Annotated in this window: 14 protein-coding genes; 7 read left to right on the top strand and 7 right to left on the bottom strand. The window is 72.9% G+C overall.

Going from position 1 to position 18,550, the window contains the following annotated elements; genetic code table 11:
- Window positions 1-64 precede the first annotated feature (64 nt).
- Window positions 65-2,227: an ArnT family glycosyltransferase gene (locus tag ACFW47_RS03850; protein ID WP_386304830.1), complete on the top strand. Its 2,163-nt coding sequence runs from the start codon at window positions 65-67 to the stop codon at window positions 2,225-2,227.
- A 148-nt stretch (window positions 2,228-2,375) separates the two neighbouring features.
- Window positions 2,376-3,200 carry an endonuclease I family protein gene (locus ACFW47_RS03855; RefSeq protein ID WP_386285890.1) on the top strand — a complete coding sequence of 275 codons (825 nt, stop codon included), beginning with the start codon at window positions 2,376-2,378 and terminating at the stop codon, window positions 3,198-3,200.
- A 12-nt stretch (window positions 3,201-3,212) separates the two neighbouring features.
- Here the strand turns inward: ACFW47_RS03855 and ACFW47_RS03860 are convergent, their stop codons facing one another.
- Genes ACFW47_RS03860 through ACFW47_RS03870 form a run of 3 tightly spaced genes read right to left on the bottom strand, consistent with a single transcriptional unit; the run spans window position 3,213 to window position 7,391 of the window.
- Complete coding sequence (locus ACFW47_RS03860) at window positions 3,213-4,898, bottom strand: thiamine pyrophosphate-binding protein (protein WP_386285892.1); 1,686 nt, start codon at window positions 4,896-4,898, stop codon at window positions 3,213-3,215.
- Window positions 4,895-5,863: an agmatinase gene (speB, locus tag ACFW47_RS03865; protein WP_386285894.1), complete on the bottom strand. Its 969-nt coding sequence runs from the start codon at window positions 5,861-5,863 to the stop codon at window positions 4,895-4,897. Before speB ends, ACFW47_RS03860 begins: the two co-directional genes overlap by 4 nt.
- Window positions 5,864-5,915: 52 nt before the next feature.
- Window positions 5,916-7,391, bottom strand: a complete 1,476-nt coding sequence (locus ACFW47_RS03870; RefSeq protein WP_386285896.1) for a sodium:solute symporter — start codon at window positions 7,389-7,391, stop codon at window positions 5,916-5,918.
- A 192-nt stretch (window positions 7,392-7,583) separates the two neighbouring features.
- On the opposite strand from ACFW47_RS03870, the gene ACFW47_RS03875 reads away from it, so the two are divergent.
- Together ACFW47_RS03875 and ACFW47_RS03880 are read left to right on the top strand one after the other, a co-directional pair.
- Window positions 7,584-9,254, top strand: coding sequence for a helix-turn-helix domain-containing protein (locus ACFW47_RS03875; RefSeq protein ID WP_386304657.1), 1,671 nt, complete (start codon window positions 7,584-7,586; stop codon window positions 9,252-9,254).
- Between the two features lie 76 nt (window positions 9,255-9,330).
- On the top strand, window positions 9,331-10,122 hold the full coding sequence (locus ACFW47_RS03880; protein WP_386285901.1) for a phosphatase: 792 nt from the start codon (window positions 9,331-9,333) through the stop codon (window positions 10,120-10,122).
- A 10-nt stretch (window positions 10,123-10,132) separates the two neighbouring features.
- Here the strand turns inward: ACFW47_RS03880 and ACFW47_RS03885 are convergent, their stop codons facing one another.
- The 4 genes from ACFW47_RS03885 to ACFW47_RS03900 all read right to left on the bottom strand — a co-directional run bounded on the left by ACFW47_RS03885 (window position 10,133) and on the right by ACFW47_RS03900 (window position 13,880).
- The gene (locus ACFW47_RS03885) at window positions 10,133-11,107 is read right to left on the bottom strand and encodes a cation diffusion facilitator family transporter (protein WP_386285903.1); all 975 of its coding nucleotides are present in this window, start codon (window positions 11,105-11,107) and stop codon (window positions 10,133-10,135) included.
- A gap of 5 nt (window positions 11,108-11,112) precedes the next feature.
- Window positions 11,113-11,985, bottom strand: a complete 873-nt coding sequence (locus ACFW47_RS03890; RefSeq protein WP_386285906.1) for an acyl-CoA thioesterase — start codon at window positions 11,983-11,985, stop codon at window positions 11,113-11,115.
- A 10-nt stretch (window positions 11,986-11,995) separates the two neighbouring features.
- Entirely contained in the window at window positions 11,996-13,153 is a 1,158-nt protein-coding gene (locus tag ACFW47_RS03895) for an acyl-CoA dehydrogenase family protein (RefSeq protein ID WP_386285908.1), read from the bottom strand.
- Window positions 13,154-13,268: 115 nt separating this feature from the next.
- Window positions 13,269-13,880 (bottom strand): TetR/AcrR family transcriptional regulator, encoded by a 612-nt coding sequence (locus ACFW47_RS03900; RefSeq protein WP_386285910.1) that lies wholly within the window; start codon window positions 13,878-13,880, stop codon window positions 13,269-13,271.
- Window positions 13,881-13,985: 105 nt separating this feature from the next.
- Between ACFW47_RS03900 and ACFW47_RS03905 the strand changes: the two genes are divergently transcribed.
- The 3 genes from ACFW47_RS03905 to ACFW47_RS03915 are packed head-to-tail and all read left to right on the top strand — an operon-like array spanning window position 13,986 to window position 18,545.
- Window positions 13,986-15,602: a carboxyl transferase domain-containing protein gene (locus tag ACFW47_RS03905; protein WP_386304659.1), complete on the top strand. Its 1,617-nt coding sequence runs from the start codon at window positions 13,986-13,988 to the stop codon at window positions 15,600-15,602.
- A gap of 37 nt (window positions 15,603-15,639) precedes the next feature.
- The gene (locus ACFW47_RS03910; RefSeq protein WP_386304832.1) at window positions 15,640-17,580 is read left to right on the top strand and encodes an acetyl-CoA carboxylase biotin carboxylase subunit; all 1,941 of its coding nucleotides are present in this window, start codon (window positions 15,640-15,642) and stop codon (window positions 17,578-17,580) included.
- A complete protein-coding gene (locus ACFW47_RS03915; RefSeq protein ID WP_386285914.1) occupies window positions 17,577-18,545 on the top strand; it encodes a hydroxymethylglutaryl-CoA lyase in 969 nt (322 codons plus the stop codon). Before ACFW47_RS03910 ends, ACFW47_RS03915 begins: the two co-directional genes overlap by 4 nt.
- Window positions 18,546-18,550 lie beyond the last annotated feature (5 nt).

Here is an 18,550-nt window from a genome sequence, read left to right on the forward strand (position 1 = left end):
GATTCACAGCTCGCCCCGAGTCGGAGCACAGTTCCCGCCCAACGCCGACGGAGACGGTGGCGTGGTGACATCTGCCACCGCTCTCCCGCAAGCGGCCCCCGAGCCGCCGCCCGTGCCGTCTCCCGCGCCCAGCGCGCCACGCTGGTCGTTGCCGGCGCTGCTCGCCATCCTCGCCCTGGCGGCGGGGCTGTACTCCTGGAACCTGTCCGGGTCCGGTCTCAACGGCTTCTACAGCGCCGCCGTGCTCAGCGGCACCGAGAGCTGGAAGGCGTGGTTCTTCGGCTCGCTCGACGCGGGGAACTTCCTTACCGTCGACAAGCCACCCTTCGCCCTGATGGTCATGGGGTTGTCCTGCCGCCTCCTGGGCTACGGCACCTGGCAGATGATGCTGCCGCTGATTCTGGCCGCGCTGGCGACGATCTGGGTCCTGCACTCCTCCGTGAAGCGTGTGTGGGGCCACGCCGCCGCGGCGATCGCGGTGCTCGTTCTGGCCCTCACGCCGATCACGGTCGCCATCAACCGCGACAACAACCCCGACACGCTCCTCGTCTTCCTGATGGTGGCCGGGGCTGCCCTCAGCCTGCGCGCGGCCCGCAACGGGCGGCTGCTGCCCCTGGTCGGCTCGGCGGTCTGCTTCGGGCTCGCGTTCAACACCAAGATGCTCCAGGGCTACATCGCGTTGCCGGCGATCTTCGTCGTGTACGTGTACGCGACGAACCTGGGCTGGGCCAAGCGGATCAGGAACCTGGTGCTCGCAGCCGTCGCTCTGGTGGTGTCCAGCTTCTGGTGGGCGGCCGCGGTGTCCTTGGTCCCCGCGTCCGAGCGACCGTACATCGGCGGTTCGACGGACGGCACGGCCTGGGACCTGATCACGGGCTACAACGGGCTCGGCAGGATCTTCGGCGGCGACGGCAACATGGGCGGAGGAGGTGGGGGCGGCGGGGGCGGCTTCTCCGGTGCGGCGGGCATCGGGCGGATGTTCAACGACGTCCTCGGCGGCCAGATCTCGTGGCTGCTCCCCTTCGCGGGCGTCGCGCTCGTCGGCGGCCTGGTGCTGTGCGGCCGGGCGCCCCGCACCGACCTCACGCGTGCCGCGCTGGTGCTGTGGGGCGGCTGGACGGTGCTGCACTACCTGACGTTCGGCATGGCCGAGGGCACGATGCACCCGTACTACACGACCGCGCTCGCCCCGGGCGTCGCGGCGCTGTGCGGGGGCGGCGGCGTCATGCTGCTGCGCGCCTTCCGGGCCGACCGGCGCTGGGTGTGGGTGCTGCCGCTCGCCCTCGGTGTCACCGGCGTATGGGCGGTCGTGCTGCTGCGCCGGGCCCCGGACTGGAACTCCTGGCTGTGGCCGGCCATCGCGGTGGTCATGGCGCTGGCGGTCACGGGCCTGCTCGTCTTCCGTTCGGGGCGCCGGGTGCGGCTGCTGGCGGTGTCCGTGGCTGCGGCCGTCGTCGCCGGGGTCGCGGGCCCGGCGGCGTACGCCTGGTCGGTGCCGTCCGGTTCGGGCGGCGGCATGGGCGGGACCAACCCGACCGCCGGTCCTTCGACGGGCGGCGGCATGGGCGGGCCGGGCGGCGGAGGCGGCCGGGGCCGGCTCCCGGGCGGCGGGGAGGGCCGGCCGGGTGGTGAGGCGCCCGGCGGGCAGCCGCAGGCCGGTCAGGGCGGCCCCGGCGGCGGTTACTCCCCGGGCGGCGGCGAGAAGGACCAGGCTCCGGGAGGCGCGACCGGCTCGGCCCCGAACGGCACACCGCCAGGCACCGGCACCGCAGCGAACGGCGACACGGAAATGAATGACGACACGGGCCAGGACGCGGGGGCGTCCGGCGGCACCGGCGCGGGCGGGCAGCCGGGCAGCGCGAGCACCGAGCTGGTCGCCTACCTGAAGAAGCACCAAGACGGCGCCAAGTGGCTGCTGGCCGTCCCCAGTTCGCAGAGCGCCGCCCAGCTCATCCTCGGCAGCGGCGAACCGGTCATCTCCATGTGGGGCTGGTCGGGCAGCGACAACGCGATGACCCTCGCCCGGCTCAAGGAGCTGGTGGAGCAGGGCGAGTTGCACTACGTCCAGGTCGGCGGGGGCACGGGCGGCGGCTCCGGGACCGGTTCCGAGGTGACCCGGTGGCTGCAGGAGCACGGCACGGCCGTGGAGGCGAGCGATTACGGCGCCTCGTCCACGTCGGGGTCCTCCTCGGACCTCTACCGGCTGGACCCCTCAGACGTCACCTGACGCCTCCTCAGTGACACGGCGGCCCTCGACCACCCTGGTCGGGGGCCGCCGTCACGCAATCGCCACCCTGCGTACACCCCACCTCCAACATGTCCATGTCACGCTCGAATCACCGCTCCACTCCACACGCGTAGATCGGACACCCCACATGCTCGCGATACGCACCCGGCGCCGGAAAGCGGTGGCCCTCGCCACGGCCGCCGCCCTCGCCGCCCTCGCCGCCCCCTCGCTGACCGCGACCCCGGCCACCGCGGACCCGGCGACGGCGCCGGCCACGGCACCGGACTACGACTCGACGTACTACAAGGACGCGATCGGGAAGACGGGCGACAGCCTCAAGTCCTCCCTGCACACCATCATCAGCGACCAGACCAAGCTCTCCTACTCGGCGGTCTGGGACGCCCTGAAGGTCACCGACCAGGACCCGGCCGACAGCGGCAACGTCATCCTCGTCTACTCCGGCATCTCCCGCAGCAAGTCGCTGAACGGCGGGGACACCGGCGACTGGAACCGCGAGCACGTGTGGGCCAAGTCCCACGGCGACTTCGGCACCTCGACCGGACCCGGCACGGACATCCACCACCTGCGTCCCGAGGACGTGCGGGTCAACGGCGTCCGGGGCAACAAGGACTTCGACAACGGCGGCAGCGGCTTCACCGACAGCGGCGGCAGCCTCACCGACTCCGACTCCTTCGAACCCCGCGACGCCGTCAAGGGCGACGTGGCCCGCATGATCTTCTACATGGCGGTCCGCTACGAGGGCGGCGACGGCTGGGCCGACCTCGAGGTCAACGGCAGCGTCGACAACGGCAGCAGCCCGTACATCGGCAAGCTCGACGTGCTGAAGCAGTGGAACGACGAGGACCCGCCGGACGCCTTCGAGGAGCGCCGCAACCAGGTCATCTACGACGAGTACCAGCACAACCGCAACCCGTTCGTCGACCACCCGGAGTGGGTCGAGGCGATCTGGTAGGCCCGGCCGCCGTCAGTCCAGGTGCGTCGGCGCGAACATGCGCAGTACGGCGGGGAGGACGACCACCGAGGGCCCCGGTGTCGCCAGGGCCTTCGCGAGGTCGGCCTCCAGGGCCTGAGGGGACGTCCGCACGCCCGGCACTCCGAACGACTCGGCGAGGGCCACGTAGTCGGGGCGGGTCAGCTCCGTCGCCGTCGGCTCGCCGAAGGCGTCGGTCATGTACTCGCGCAGGATGCCGTAGCCGCCGTCGTCGACGATCAGCCAGGTGACGTTCAGGTCGTACTGGCGGGCGGTGGCCAGTTCGGCGATGGAGTACAGGGCGCCGCCGTCGCCGGAGACCGCCAGGACCGGGTGGGTGGGGTCGGCCGCCGCCGCTCCGAGGGCCGCCGGGAAGCCGTAGCCGAGACCGCCTGCGCCCTGGGCCGAGTGCATGGTGTTCGGGGCCTTGGCGTCGAAGGCCGACCAGGCCCAGTACGCCAGGATGGTCATGTCCCAGAAGGACGGCGCGCCGGGCGGCAGGGCCCCTCGGACGGCGGCGAGGACGTCCTGCTCCAGGGTGAGTTCCTGGGACGCGATGCGTTCGCGGACCTTGTCCAGTACCGCGCGCACGCGCTCCGGGGCCGCCGGGTCCGTCCGCTCCCCCACCGTCTCCAGCAGTGCCTGGAGGGCGAGGCGGGCGTCGGCGTGGATGCCGAGGGCCGGGTGGTTGGACTCGAGCTTGCCGAGGTCGGCCTCGATCTGGATCACTCGGCCGCGCGGCTTGAAGGTGTGGTAGTTCGAGGAGAGTTCGCCGAGGCCGGAGCCGACGACGAGGAGTACGTCGGCGTCCTCCAGGAAGTCCGTGGTGTGGCGGTCCTCCAGCCAGGACTGGAGGGACAACGGGTGCGTCCACGGGAAGGCGCCCTTGCCGCCGAAGGTGGTGACGACGGGGGTCTGGAGGCGTTCCGCTAGCTGCCGGAGCTTCTTCGACGCGTCGGCCCGGACGACTCCGCCGCCCGCGATGATCGCGGGGCGCTCCGCGCGCGTCAGCAGGTCGGCGGCGACCGCCGTCAGTTCGGGGCGCGGGGGCAGTTCCTCGGGGAAGGTGTCGCCGCCGGTCACGACCGGGATCGGCGTCTCGGCCAGGAGGACGTCCTGCGGGATCTCCACCCACACGGGGCCGTGCGGGACGGTCAGCGCCGAAGTCCAGGCCTCCGCGATGGCGGAGGGGATCTGGGACTGGGTGCGGACCGTGTGGACGGACTTCACCACGCCGCGGAAGGAGGCCGCCTGGTCGGGGAGTTCGTGCAGGTAGCCGTGGCGTCCGCCGCCGAGGCCGGCCGTCGGGACCTGGCTGCTGATCGCGAGGACGGGCGCGGAGGCCGCCCGCGCCTCCTGGAGCGCGGCCAGCGAGGTGAGGGCCCCCGGGCCGGTCGACAGGAGCAGCGGTGCGGCCTCGCCCGTGACGCGGCCGTAGGCGTCGGCGGCGAAACCGGCGTTGTTCTCCACCCGCAGGCCGATGTAGCGCAGGTCGGAGCGGCGCAGGGCGTCGAACATGCCGAGGGCGTGCTGGCCGGGCAGGCCGAAGACGGTGGTGGCGCCGAGCCCGGCCAGGGTCTCCACGACCAGGTCTCCGCCGTTGCGGCCGGGGGGAGGATTCAGTGCGGCCTCCGTCTGGGCGGCGGTCGGACGGAGTACCAGGTCGTGGTCGTGGGTCACTTCGCGCGGGCCTCTGCGATCTGGCGGGACATGATGGTGGTCAGTTCGTACGCGGTGTGGGAGGCGGCGACCGAGGTGATCTCCGCGTGGTCGTAGGCCGGGGCGACCTCGACGACGTCGGCCGACACCAGGTTGCAGGACGCGAGTCCGCGCAAAATCTCCAGCAGTTCGCGGGAGGTCATGCCGCCGGCCTCGGGGGTGCCGGTGCCGGGGGCGTGGGCGGGGTCCAGGCAGTCGATGTCGATGGAGATGTACAGGGGGCGGTCGCCGATGCGCTGGCGGAGCTGGTCGGCGACCTCGTCGGCGCCGCGGCGGTAGACGTCGGCGGAGGTGACGATGCCGAAGCCCATCTTCTCGTCGTCGGTGAGGTCCTGCTTGCCGTACAGAGGGCCGCGGGTGCCGACGTGGGAGAGGGCGGAGGTGTCGAGGATGCCCTCCTCGACGGCGCGGCGGAAGGGGGTGCCGTGCGTGTACTCGGCGCCGAAGTAGGTGTCCCAGGTGTCGAGGTGGGCGTCGAAGTGGAGCAGGGCGACCGGGCCGTGCTTCTTGGCGACCGAGCGCAGCAGGGGCAGGGCGATGGTGTGGTCGCCGCCGAGGGTCATGAGGCGGGCGCCGGTGCCGAGGAGGTCGTCGGCGGCGGCCTCCACGGTCTCTACGGCCTCGTTGATGTTGAAGGGGTTGACGGCTATGTCACCGCCGTCGGCGACCTGGGCGAGGGCGAAGGGGGAGGCGTCCTGGGCCGGGTTGTACGGGCGCAGCAGGCGGGAGGCCTCGCGGATGGCGTTGCCGCCGAAGCGGGCGCCGGGCCGGTAGGAGACGCCCGAGTCGAACGGCACGCCCACCACGGCGACGTCGGCGGCGGTGACCTCGTCGAGGCGGGGCAGCCGGGCGAAGGTCGCGGGGCCCGCGTAGCGCGGGATCCGGGAGGAGTCGACGGGGCCGCGGGGCGTCTCGTTGCTGCTCATGTACTGCCTTCCTTCTTACGCTTCGTCGCGTATGCACTACTGCTGTCCGACTCTACTGGTGAGTCGGGACCGCCGGTTCGGACTGGGGTTCGGGGGCCCGGCCGGCGAGGCGTTCGCGCCAGGCGGTGAGGGTCGCCTCGTCGGTGGGGCGGGTCGCCAGGGAGACGGCGACGTAGGCGGCGAGGGAGGCCAGGAGGCCGTAGTAGACGGGCTCGTTGGCGAGGATGCCGCAGGCCGCCATCAGGCCGACGACGGCGAGTCCGCCGACGGCGACGGAGGCGAGGGCGCCCTGCGCGGTGCCGCGCTTCCACAGGAGGCCGCCGAGGATGGGGACCAGGAGGCCGCCGACGAGGAGGTTGTAGGCGACGGTGAGGGCCTCCACGACGTCGTTGAGGGCGATGGAGATGAGGATGACCGCGACGCCCATGGCGAGGATGAAGGCGCGGTTGCCCTTCACCTCGTCGTGCCCGTCCGCGCCCTCGCCCTCCGGCCCCCGGACCGCGCCGCGCAGGCGGGACCAGATGTCGTTGTTGGCGACGGTGGCGCAGGCGATGAGGGCGCCGGAGGAGGTGGACATCACGGCGGCCAGGGCGGCGGCCAGCACCAGTCCGCGCACGCCGATCGGCAGTTCGTCCTTGACGATGGTGGCGAAGGCGTCGTCGGGGCTGGCGAGCTTGGGGTAGAGCACCTTGGCGGCGGTGCCGATGACCGCGCCGGCGACGGCGTAGACGAGGCAGTAGGTGCCGGCGACGGTGCCGCCCCACTTGGCGGTGCGGTCGCTGCCGGCGGTGAAGACGCGCTGCCAGATGTCCTGCCCGATGAGCATGCCGAAGGTGTAGATCAGCACGTAGGTGAAGATGGTCTCGCCGCCGATGCCCAGCGGGTCGAAGTACTCGGTGGGCAGCTGGGCCTTCATCTCGCCGAAGCCGCCGGCCTTGACGACCGCGACGGGCAGCAGCAGGAGCAGTACGCCGATGGTCTTCACCACGAACTGCACCATGTCGGTGAGGGTGATGGACCACATGCCGCCGAGCGTGGAGTAGGCGACGACGATGGAACCGCCGAGGACGATGGCGAGGGTGCGGTTCACGTCGAAGAGGACGTCGAAGATCGTGGCGTAGGCGATGGTGGAGGTGACGGCCAGCATCAGGGTGTACGCCCACATGACGACGCCGGAGATCACGCCGGCCCGGCCGCCGTAGCGCAGGTCGAGCATCTCGGAGACGGTGTAGACCTTCAGGCGGGCGATGCGCGCGGAGAAGAAGACGGAGAGCGCGAGGATGCCGAGGCCGATGGTGACGACCATCCAGGCGCCGGAGAGCCCGTACTGGTAGCCGAGGCCGACGCCGCCGATGGTGGAGGCGCCGCCGAGGACGATGGCCGCCATGGTGCCGGAGTACATGCCGGGGCCGAGGCGCCGTCCGGCGACGAGGAACTCGCTCTTGGACTTGGCGCGGCGCATGCCCCACCAGCCCATGGCCAGCATGCCGGCGAGATAGACGACGATCACGATGTAGTCGACGGCCATGGGGCCCTCCTTCGCGCACTCTCGGTGGCGTGTCGTGCGATGGGTTTCTCCGGTGGCGCCGCGGGGACATCCGCCCGTACCCGCGGCTGCCGGTGTGGATTCCGGTTCGGGTTGACATTAGGTGGCTGGAAAGCGGCTGCGAAGTGTACGTTTCATCCAGCGGGGGCCATCTGAGTGGAGGAATCGTCCATCGTGCAGGAATCGGCCGTCCCGCCCGTCCCGCCCACTCCCCCGGTCTCGCTGGCGGCCCTGCTGTCCCGCGACGACCTGGGGCTCCGCCAGATCACCGGGCCCCCGGCGGCGGACGTCACGCTCCACGGGGCGCACACCTCGGAGATGTCCGACCCCTACCCGTACCTGCTGGGCGGTGAGCTGCTGCTGACGGCGGGCGTGCACATTCCGGATGCGGGGGGCGCGGGGGCCTCCTACTTCGACGACTATGTCGCCCGGATCGTGGCGGCGGGCGGCGCGGCCCTCGGCTTCGGGGTGGCGCCGGTGCACGACACGGTGCCCGGGGCGCTGGTCGCGGCCTGCGAGGCGTACGGGCTGCCGTTGGTGGAGGTGCCGCCGCGGACGACGTTCTCCGGCGTGGCCCGCGCCGTGTGGCAGCTGATGGCGCAGGCCCGGCTGGCCGAGCTGCGGCGGATCTCGGAGGCGCAGCAGGGCCTGGCCGCGGCGGCCTCCCGTCCCGATCCGGTGCCGTCGGTGCTGCGCCGGCTGGCCGGCCGGCTCGAAGGGCGGGCGGTGCTGTACGGGCCGGAGGGCACGGAGATCGCGGCGGCGGGACGGGAGCCCGGGGACGAGGTGCGGCGGGCGCTGGCGCAGCTGGCCCGGTTCGTCACCGGGCACGCCTCCAGCACCGCCACGGACACGGTCGCCGGCACCCGTCTCGCGGCGTACGCCCTCGGCACCGGGCAGGGCTTCGTCCTCGGGGTCGCCGCCCCGCACCGGGAGTCCGGGGACCACACCATCGCGTCGGTCGCCGCCGTGCTGCTCTCCCTGCTCACCGGCGAGCACCAGAGCGGCACGGGCGCGGCCCGCTCCTCGGCACTGGTACGGCTGCTGCTGGGAGCCCGGCGCGAGGAGGTCGCCCCGCTGCTGAGCGGCGGCGCCGTCACCCGCTGGTACGTCGTCCACGCCCGCCCGGACACCGGCACCCCCGACGCGGTGTCCGCCTCGGCCCTGGGCGCGGCCCTCGGCTCTCCCCTGGTCGACGCGCGGGACGACGTCGTACGGGTCCTGGTGCCGGCGGGCCGGGAGCCCGGTCGGGGCGGCGGCTCACAGGGCGGGACGGTCGAAGGTCCGCGGCGCGACGCGGGGGCGACGGCGGACGGTCCGGCCGTCGGGAAGGTCACTGCGGTCACGCCGGAAGCAGGCCGGGGCGCCTCCACCGGCCAAGACCGCCCCGGTGCGTTCGCGGTCCCGGCCCCGGCGGAACCCCCCACCAGCCCCGGCCCCGCCCCGCAGCCCGGCTGGACGATCGGTGTGAGCGCCCCCGCCGCCCCTGCCGGGTGGCCGACCGCCGACGCGCAGGCGGCGCGGGCGCTGGCGCGGGCCAGGGCCCTGCGGGCCCCGCTGGTCCGGCATGCCGAGCGGCCGGCGTTCGCCGACCTGGTGCCGGCCGGTGAGGCCGAGGCGCACGCGCGGGCGCTGCTCGCGCCGATCACCACCGTTCCGGCGCTCGCCGAGACGCTGCGCGCCTGGCTGTCGCTGCACGGCAGCTGGGACCGCACCGCCGTCGCCCTGTCCGTGCACCGCAACACCGTCCGGCAGCGCGTCGCCCGCTGCGCCGCCCTGCTGGAGGCCGACCTCGACGACCCGGACGTACGGATGGAGCTGTGGTTCGCGCTGCGGCACCTGTGAGGGACCACACCGTGACCCGCGTCCCAGCCTGCGGCATGCCGAAGACGCCCACGGGCGGCTGCTACACAATGGAGCCATGCCGATACCCGGGACACCCAGCCGCGCCGAACTGGCCGAACACCTCGTCAGAACCCGTATCGCGGGCGACGTCGCCACGCCCCGCGAGAACAACCTCTCCCACTACCGCAAACTGGCCAACGGCGACCGGGGCTTCTGGCTCGGCCTGGAGCTGGGCGACCGGTGGAGCGACGAGCAGGACGTCCTCGCGGTGATGGCGGAGCGGGTCGGCGTCAACGACGACCCGGAGTACCGGTACGGCCAGGACACCATCGACCCCGAGCTGACCGTGGCCGCGCTGGAGCGCATGGCCGGCCGGCTGCGCAAGGCGGCGGACGGCGGCCAGCGGGTACTGTTCGCGACCGGTCACCCGGGCGGTCTGCTCGACGTGCACCGGGCCACCGCGAACGCCCTGCGGGCGGCGGGCTGCGAGATCGTCGTGATCCCGGAGGGGCTGACGACGGAGGAGGGGTACGTCCAGCAGTTCGCGGACGTGGCGGTGCTGGAGCACGGCGCCTCGCTGTGGCACACCCATTCCGGTGAGCCGATGAGGGCCATCCTGACGGGGCTGGAGCGCGAGGGCCGCCCGCTGCCCGACCTGGTGGTCGCCGACCACGGCTGGGCGGGTTACGCCGCCCAGCACGGTGTCGACTCCGTGGGCTACGCCGACTGCAACGACCCGGCGCTCTTCCTCGCCGAGTCCGAGGGCACCCTCCAGGTCGCGGTGCCGCTGGACGACCACGTGGTCAGCCCGCGCCACTACGACCCGATGACGGCGTACCTGCTGGGCGAGGCGGGCCTCGTCGGCTGACCGGCGCCGGTCACGGCCAGGGGTTGAGCCCCTCCGAGCGGCGCTGCGCGAACCCGGGCGTCGGGTCCAGGTAGACCCGGCGGATCATCGGGAACTCCTCGCGCAGCCGCTGCTCGGCCCGCTCGCTCGCCCACTCGATCTGCGCCGCCGTCGCCACGTCCCGGAAGTCGACCTTGGCGGCGACCAGCGCCTCCCGCGGCCCCTGCACGAGGGTGGTCAGCTCCAGTACGGCTTCGATGTGCTCGACGGCCACCAGTTCCGCCCGGACGCGCTCGCGCACGGTGCGGGGCAGCGGGCGGCCGATGAGGAACTCGGCGTTGGAGCGGCCCAGTACCCAGGCGACGTACAGCAGCAGGGCGCCGATGCACAGGGAGGCGACGCCGTCCCAGACGCCGGAGCCGGTGAGCTGCCCGCCGAGGAGTCCGCCCGCGGCGAGCAGCAGGCCGGCCAGCGCGGCGGAGTCCTCCAGGACGACGGCCTTGACGGCGGTGTCGGGGGTGCGGCGCAGGTAGCGGCCGAAGGGCACCTTGTGGCGGCGGGCCTCGCCGCGCGCCTGCCTGAGGCCGGTGCGCAGCGAGTAGCCCTCCAGGAGGAAGGCGACGGCGAGGACGAGGTAGGCGATCAGCGGGTCGCCCACTTCCTCGCCGTGGGTGAGGGTGTGGACGCCGTCGTAGAGGGAGAAGACGGCGCCGCCGACGAAGGTGGCGACGGCTGCGAGCAGGGCCCAGATGTAGCGCTCGGGGCCGTGGCCGAGGGGGTGGTCCTCGTCGGCGGGGCGGGCGCTGCGTTTGAGGGAGGTCAGCAGCAGGACCTCGGTGACGGTGTCGGCGACCGAGTGCGCGGCCTCCGACAGCATCGCGCTGGACCCGCTGATCACACCGGCCACCGCCTTGGCGATCGCGATGCCGAGGTTGGCGAAGGCGGCGACCAGCACCGTGAAGGTGCTCTCGCCGCCACCGGTCTCGTGCCGCTGAGGTTGCGCCATGCCCCTCAGTGTTCCCGAGGGACGCGCACCACGCCTTCCTGGATGACCGACAGGGCGAGCCGCCCGTCCTGGGTGTAGATCCTCGCCTGGCCGAGGCCCCGGCCGCCGGACGCGGACGGGGACTGCTGGTCGTACAGCAGCCACTCGTCGGCGCGGAAGGGCCGGTGGAACCACATCGCGTGGTCCAGCGAGGCCCCGACGACGTCGCCGACGGCCCAGCCACCGCGGCCGTGCGCGAGCAGGACCGAGTCGAGGAGGGTCATGTCGGAGACGTAGGTGGCGAGGACGACGTGCAGGAGGGGGTCGTCGGAGAGCTTGCCGTTGGTGCGGAACCACACCTGGGAGTGCGGCTCGCGGGGTGTGCCGAAGTCGCCGAAGGGCGGGTCGTCGGCATAACGCAGGTCGACCGCGGCCCGCGCCTCCAGGAACCGCTCCACGGTCTCGGCGGGCAGGTGCGGATAGCTCCGCAGCCGCTCCTCCCCGGTGGGGAGGGTCGCCGGGTCGGGGGCGTCCGGCATCGGGGCCTGGTGGTCCAGGCCCTCCTCGTACGTCTGGAAGGACGCCGACAGGCCGAAGATCGGCTTGCCGTGCTGGACGGCGACGACGCGGCGGGTGGTGAAGGAGCGGCCGTCGCGCAGGCGGTCGACGTTGTAGACGATGGGGGCGCCGGGGTCGCCGGGGCGCAGGAAGTACGCGTGCAGGGAGTGCGCGTGCCGGTCGGCGGGGACCGTGCGCCCCGCGGCGACCAGGGCCTGGGCGGCCACCTGCCCGCCGAAGACCCGGGGGACGACGGCGGAGCGGGAGTGGCCGCGGTAGATGTCCTCCTCGATCCGCTCGAGGTCGAGCAGGTCGAGGAGGGACTGGAGTGCTTCGCTCATGCCCCGAGGGTCACAGGCCCATGTTCTTCGCGATGATCATCTTCATGACCTCGCTGGTGCCGCCGTAGATGCGGTTGACGCGGTTGTCCGCGTACAGGCGGGCGATCGGGTACTCGTTCATGTAGCCGTAGCCGCCGTGGAGCTGGAGGCAGCGGTCGATGACGCGGTGGGCGACCTCGGTGCAGAACAGCTTGGCACTCGCGGCCTCGGCGGGGGTGAGTTCGCCGGCGTCCAGGGCCTCGGTGGCGCGGTCGGCGACGGCCTCGGCGGCGTCCACCTCGGCCTGGCAGGCGGCCAGCTCGAACTTGGTGTTCTGGAAGTGGGCGACCGGCTTGCCGAAGACGGTGCGCTCCTGGACGTACTGCGTGGCGAAGCGGACGGCGGCCTTGGCCTGCGCGTAGGCGCCGTAGGCGATGCCCCAGCGCTCGGAGGCCAGGTTGTGGCCGAGGTAGGAGAAGCCCTTGTTCTCCTCGCCGAGGAGGTCCTCGACGGGGACCTTGACGTCGACGAAGGCCAGCTCGGCGGTGTCGGAGGTGCGCAGGCCGAGCTTGTCCAGCTTGCGGCCCACCGAGTAGCCCTCGGACTTGGTGTCCACGGCGAACAGGGAGATGCCGAAGCGGCGGTCCTCGGCGGTGGGCGCGGAGGTGCGGGCGCAGACGATGACCTTGTCGGCGTGGACGCCGCCGGTGATGAAGGTCTTGGCGCCGTTGAGGACGTAGTGGGTGCCGTCCTCGCTCAGCTTGGCGGTGGTCTTCATGCCCGCGAGGTCGGAGCCGGTGCCCGGCTCGGTCATCGCGATGGCCCACATCTCCTCGCCGGTGACGAACTTCGGCAGGTAGCGCTTCTTCTGCTCGTCGGTGGCCAGCATCTTGATGTAGGGCAGGGCGAGCAGCACGTGCACGCCGGAGCCGCCGAAGGTGACGCCCGCGCGGGCGGTCTCCTCGTAGTGGACGGCCTCGAACTTGTGGCTGTCCATGCCCGCGCCGCCGTACTCCTCGGGCACGTTGATGCCGAAGATGCCCAGCTCGCCGAGCTTGTAGTAGAAGTCGCGCGGCGCCTGGCCCGCGGCGAACCACTCGTCGTAGACGGGGACGACCTCGGCCTCGATGAAGGCGCGGAGGGTCTCCCGGAACGCCTCGTGGTCCTCGTTGAACACCGTACGGCGCACCGCGCCACCTCCAGGGGTATGTATCTAAGCGCTTGCTCAGACCTCACCGTACCGGCGGGTAGGGAGGAGCGTCCAGAGCCGGGCGCGGGTAACCCTCGTCACTCCCCGCGCCCCCTCATCCGGCGGCGACCGCCGCGAACGCGCCCCGAGCCATCCGGTGCAGCAGCCCCGCCGTCACCGCGCGTCCGGGCAGGGAACCGGGGCGGCCCAGGTGGGGGGTGGAGTTCAGGAGGCCGAAGACCGAGTGGACGGCCGAGCGGGCGCTCGGCTCCGGGACCGCCGGGTAGACCTCGCGCAGCACCCCGACCCACAGCTCGACGTACTGCCGCTGGAGCTGGCGGACCATCTTGCGGTCGGCGTCCCGGAGGCGGTCCAGCTCGCGGTCGTGCAGGGTGATGAGCGGGCGGTCGTCGAGCGCGAAGTCGATGTGACCCTCGATGAGCGAGTCGAGCACCGCCTCGGGACCCGCGCCGGAGCCGGTCACCCCGTCGGCCTCGGCCAGCCGCCGCTTCGCCCCGGTCAGCAGCGAGTCGCTGATCCCCACCAGCAGCTCGGCGAGCATCGCGTCCTTGCCGGCGAAGTGCCGGTAGAGGCCGGGGCCGCTGATGCCGACCGCGGCCCCTATCTCGTCGACGCCGACGCCGTGGAACCCGCGCTCGGCGAAGAGCCGGGCGGCCTCCTTGAGGATCTGCTCGCGGCGGGTGGGGGCGTCGGTTCTGGTGGCCATGGGATCAATTCTAGACAGGGCGGTTAGCGGTCGTTAACCTGAGGGAAATGCGTTAACGCTCATTAACCGATCGACCGATCGACCATCGGGTGAGGGGACCGCAGGATGCACGAGGCACCGGAGCTGACGACGGCGGCGGATCCCGCCTCCGAGGCCTTTCGGGCCAACGAGGAGGCGCACCGCGTCCTCGTGGAGGAGCTGCGCGCGAAGCTCGCGGCGGCCCGGCTCGGCGGCGGGGAGCGGGCCCGGGCCCGGCACACCGCCCGCGGCAAGCTGCTGCCGCGCGACCGCGTGGACACGCTGCTCGATCCGGGCTCGCCGTTCCTGGAGCTGGCGCCGCTCGCGGCCGACGGGCTGTACGACGGACAGGCGCCGGCCGCCGGCGTCATCGCCGGGATCGGCCGGGTCAGCGGCCGGGAGTGCGTGATCGTCGCCAACGACGCCACGGTCAAGGGCGGCACGTACTACCCGATGACGGTGAAGAAGCACCTGAGGGCGCAGGAGGTGGCGCTGGAGAACCGGCTGCCGTGCCTGTACCTGGTGGACTCCGGGGGCGCCTTCCTGCCGATGCAGGACGAGGTCTTCCCGGACCGCGAGCACTTCGGGCGGATCTTCTACAACCAGGCCCGGATGTCGGGCGCCGGCATCCCGCAGATCGCCGCCGTCCTCGGCTCCTGCACGGCGGGCGGGGCGTACGTCCCGGCGATGAGCGACGAGGCGGTGATCGTCCGCAATCAGGGCACGATCTTCCTGGGCGGTCCGCCGCTGGTGAAGGCGGCCACCGGCGAGGTGGTCACGGCGGAGGAGCTGGGCGGCGGCGAGGTCCACTCGCGGGTGTCGGGCGTGACCGACCACCTGGCGGAGGACGACGCGCACGCGCTGCGGATCGTGCGGCAGATCGTCTCCACGCTGCCCGAGCGCGGCCGGCTCCCCTGGGGCGTGGAGCCCGCCGTCGAGCCGAAGGTCGACCCGCAGGGGATGTCCGGCGCGGTCCCGGTCGACTCCCGCACCCCCTACGACGTCCGCGAGGTCATCGCGCGGGTGGTGGACGGCTCCCGGTTCGCCGAGTTCAAGTCCGAGTACGGGCAGACCCTGGTCACCGGTTTCGCCCGCGTCCACGGCCACCCGGTCGGCATCGTCGCCAACAACGGCATCCTGTTCGCCGAGTCGGCCCAGAAGGGCGCCCACTTCGTCGAGCTGTGCGACCAGCGCGGCATCCCGCTGGTGTTCCTGCAGAACATCTCCGGCTTCATGGTCGGCAAGGACTACGAGGCGGGCGGCATCGCCAAGCACGGCGCCAAGATGGTGACGGCGGTGGCGTGCACGCGGGTCCCGAAGCTGACGGTCGTCATCGGCGGGTCGTACGGCGCGGGGAACTACTCGATGTGCGGGCGGGCGTACTCGCCGCGCTTCCTGTGGATGTGGCCCAACGCCAAGATCTCGGTGATGGGCGGCGAGCAGGCCGCGTCCGTGCTGGCCACGGTCAAGCGGGACCAGCTGGAGGCCCGGGGCGAGGTGTGGCCGGCCGAGGAGGAGGAGACCTTCAAGGCGCCCATCCGCGCGCAGTACGAGCACCAGGGGAACGCCTACTACGCGACCGCCCGCCTGTGGGACGACGGGGTGATCGAGCCCGCCGACACCCGGCAGGTGCTGGGCCTGGCCCTGACCGCGTGTGCCAACGCGCCGCTGGGCGAGCCCCAGTTCGGCGTCTTCCGGATGTGAGGAGGGGACTTCGATGGGGAGCGCGATGGGGAGCTTGATGTTCGACACGGTGCTGGTGGCCAACCGCGGCGAGATCGCGGTGCGGGTCGTGAGGACCCTGCGCTCGATGGGCGTGCGCTCGGTGGCGGTCTTCTCCGACGCCGACGCGGACGCGCGGCACGTGCGGGAGGCCGACGAGGCGGTACGGATCGGCCCGGCGCCGGCGGCGGAGAGCTATCTCTCCGTCGAGCGCCTGCTGGAGGCCGCCGCCCGCACCGGCGCGCAGGCCGTCCACCCGGGGTACGGCTTCCTCGCCGAGAACGCCGCCTTCGCGCGGGCCTGCGAGGAGGCGGGGCTGGTCTTCATCGGTCCGTCCGCCGACGCGATCGCCCTGATGGGCGACAAGATCCGCGCCAAGGAGACGGTGAAGGCGGCCGGGGTGCCGGTGGTGCCCGGCTCCAGCGGCAGCGGCCTGACGGACGCGCAGCTCGCCGAGGCCGCCCGGGAGATCGGGACGCCGGTGCTGCTGAAGCCGTCGGCCGGTGGTGGCGGCAAGGGCATGCGGCTGGTGCGGGACGCGGCCCTGCTGGCCGACGAGATCGCCGCCGCCCGCCGCGAGGCCCGCGCCTCCTTCGGCGACGACACGCTGCTGGTGGAGCGGTGGATCGACCGGCCCCGGCACATCGAGATCCAGGTCCTGGCCGACGGCCACGGGAACGTGGTGCACCTGGGCGAGCGCGAGTGCTCGCTGCAGCGCCGGCACCAGAAGGTGATCGAGGAGGCGCCGAGCGTCCTGCTGGACGAGGCGACCCGGGCCGCGATGGGCGAGGCGGCCGTGCAGGCGGCCCGCTCCTGCGGCTACCGGGGCGCGGGCACGGTGGAGTTCATCGTGCCGGGCGAGGACCCCTCGCAGTACTACTTCATGGAGATGAACACCCGCCTCCAGGTGGAGCACCCGGTGACCGAGCTGGTCACCGGCCTCGACCTGGTGGAGTGGCAGCTGCGGGTGGCGGCGGGCGAGGAGCTGGGCTTCGCGCAGACGGACGTGCGGCTGACCGGGCACGCCGTCGAGGCACGCCTGTGCGCCGAGGACCCCGCCCGCGGCTTCCTTCCGTCCGGCGGCACGGTGCTCAGGCTGCACGAGCCCGAGGGCGACGGCGTGCGCACCGACTCCGGGCTCAGCGAGGGCACCGAGGTCGGCAGCCTCTACGACCCGATGCTGTCCAAGGTGATCGCCTACGGCCCCGACCGCGCGACCGCTCTGCGCAAGCTCCGGGCGGCCCTGGCCCGGACGGTGACGCTGGGCGTGCAGACCAACGCCGGGTTCCTGCGGCGGCTGCTCGCGCACCCGGCGGTGGTGGCGGGCGAGCTGGACACGGGGCTGGTGGAGCGGGAGGTCGACGCCCTGGTCTGCACGGACGTACCGGAGGAGGTGTACGAGGCGGCGGCGGCCGTACGGCTGGACGCGCTGCGTCCGCGCGGCGACGGCTGGACGGACCCCTTCTCGGTGCCGAACGGCTGGCGCATGGGCGGCGAGCCGAAGCCGGTCGCCTTCCACCTGCGGGTCACGGACCCGGTGGAGCACGCCCCGCGCGGCACGCACACCGTCACCGACGACCGGGTCGCCGTCACGCTGGACGGCGTCCGGCACACCTTCCACCGCGCCGCCGACTGGCTGGGCCGCGACGGCGACGCCTGGCAGGTGCGTGACCACGACCCGGTCGCCGCCTCCCTGTCGGGCGCCGCCCACGCGGGTGCCGACTCGCTGACCGCGCCGATGCCGGGCACGGTGACGGTGGTGAAGGTGGCCGTCGGCGACGAGGTGAGCGCCGGGCAGAGCCTGCTGGTGGTGGAGGCGATGAAGATGGAGCACGTCATCTCCGCCCCGCACGCGGGCACGGTCGCCGAGCTGGACGTGGCGCCGGGCACGACCGTGGCCATGGACCAGGTGCTCGCGGTCATCGCACCCACGGACGACGGCGAACAGGAGACGGCGTGAACACCTCCGAACTGGGCCTGCCCATGGCCGTACCGGCGAAGGGCCTGCCCGCCCGCGTCCGCATCCACGAGGTGGGCGCCCGCGACGGCCTGCAGAACGAGAAGGCGACGGTGCCGGTGGCGGTGAAGGCGGAGTTCGTCCGCCGCCTGGCCGGCACGGGCCTGACGACCATCGAGGCGACGAGCTTCGTGCACCCCAAGTGGGTGCCGCAGCTGGCGGACGCGGAGGAGCTGTTCCCCGCCGTCGCCGACCTGCCGGTCGAGCTGCCCGTCCTGGTGCCGAACGAACGCGGCCTCGACCGCGCCCTCGCGCTCGGTGCCCGCCGCGTCGCGGTCTTCGCCAGCGCCACGGAGTCCTTCGCCAAGGCCAACCTCAACCGCACGGTGGACGAGGCGCTGGCCATGTTCGAGCCGGTGGTGGCGCGGGCGAAGGACGCGGGCGGCGTTCACGTACGGGGCTACCTGTCGATGTGCTTCGGCGACCCGTGGGAGGGAGCGGTCCCCGTCGGGCAGGTGGTGAAGGTCTGCCGGGCCCTGCTGGACATGGGCTGCGACGAGCTGAGCCTCGGCGACACCATCGGGGTGGCGACCCCGGGCCACGTGAGCGCCCTGCTCACCTCCCTCACCGACGCCGGCGTTCCGGTGGACGCGCTCGGCGTGCACTTCCACGACACGTACGGCCAGGCCCTGGCCAACACCTACGCCGCCCTCCAGCACGGTGTGACCACCGTGGACGCCTCCGCCGGCGGGCTGGGCGGCTGCCCGTACGCGAAGTCCGCCACCGGCAACCTCGCCACCGAAGACCTCGTGTGGATGCTGCGCGGCCTCGGCATCGACACCGGGGTCGACCTCGGCTCTCTCGTCGCCACCAGCGTCTGGATGGCCGCCCGCCTGGGCCGACCCAGCCCGTCCCGCACCGTCCGGGCCCTCGCGGGCCCGGACGACGACTCCGACCAGGAGAAGTGACAGCC

The organism is Streptomyces sp. NPDC058796 (genome assembly GCF_042745235.1).
Classification (GTDB): domain Bacteria; phylum Actinomycetota; class Actinomycetes; order Streptomycetales; family Streptomycetaceae; genus Streptomyces.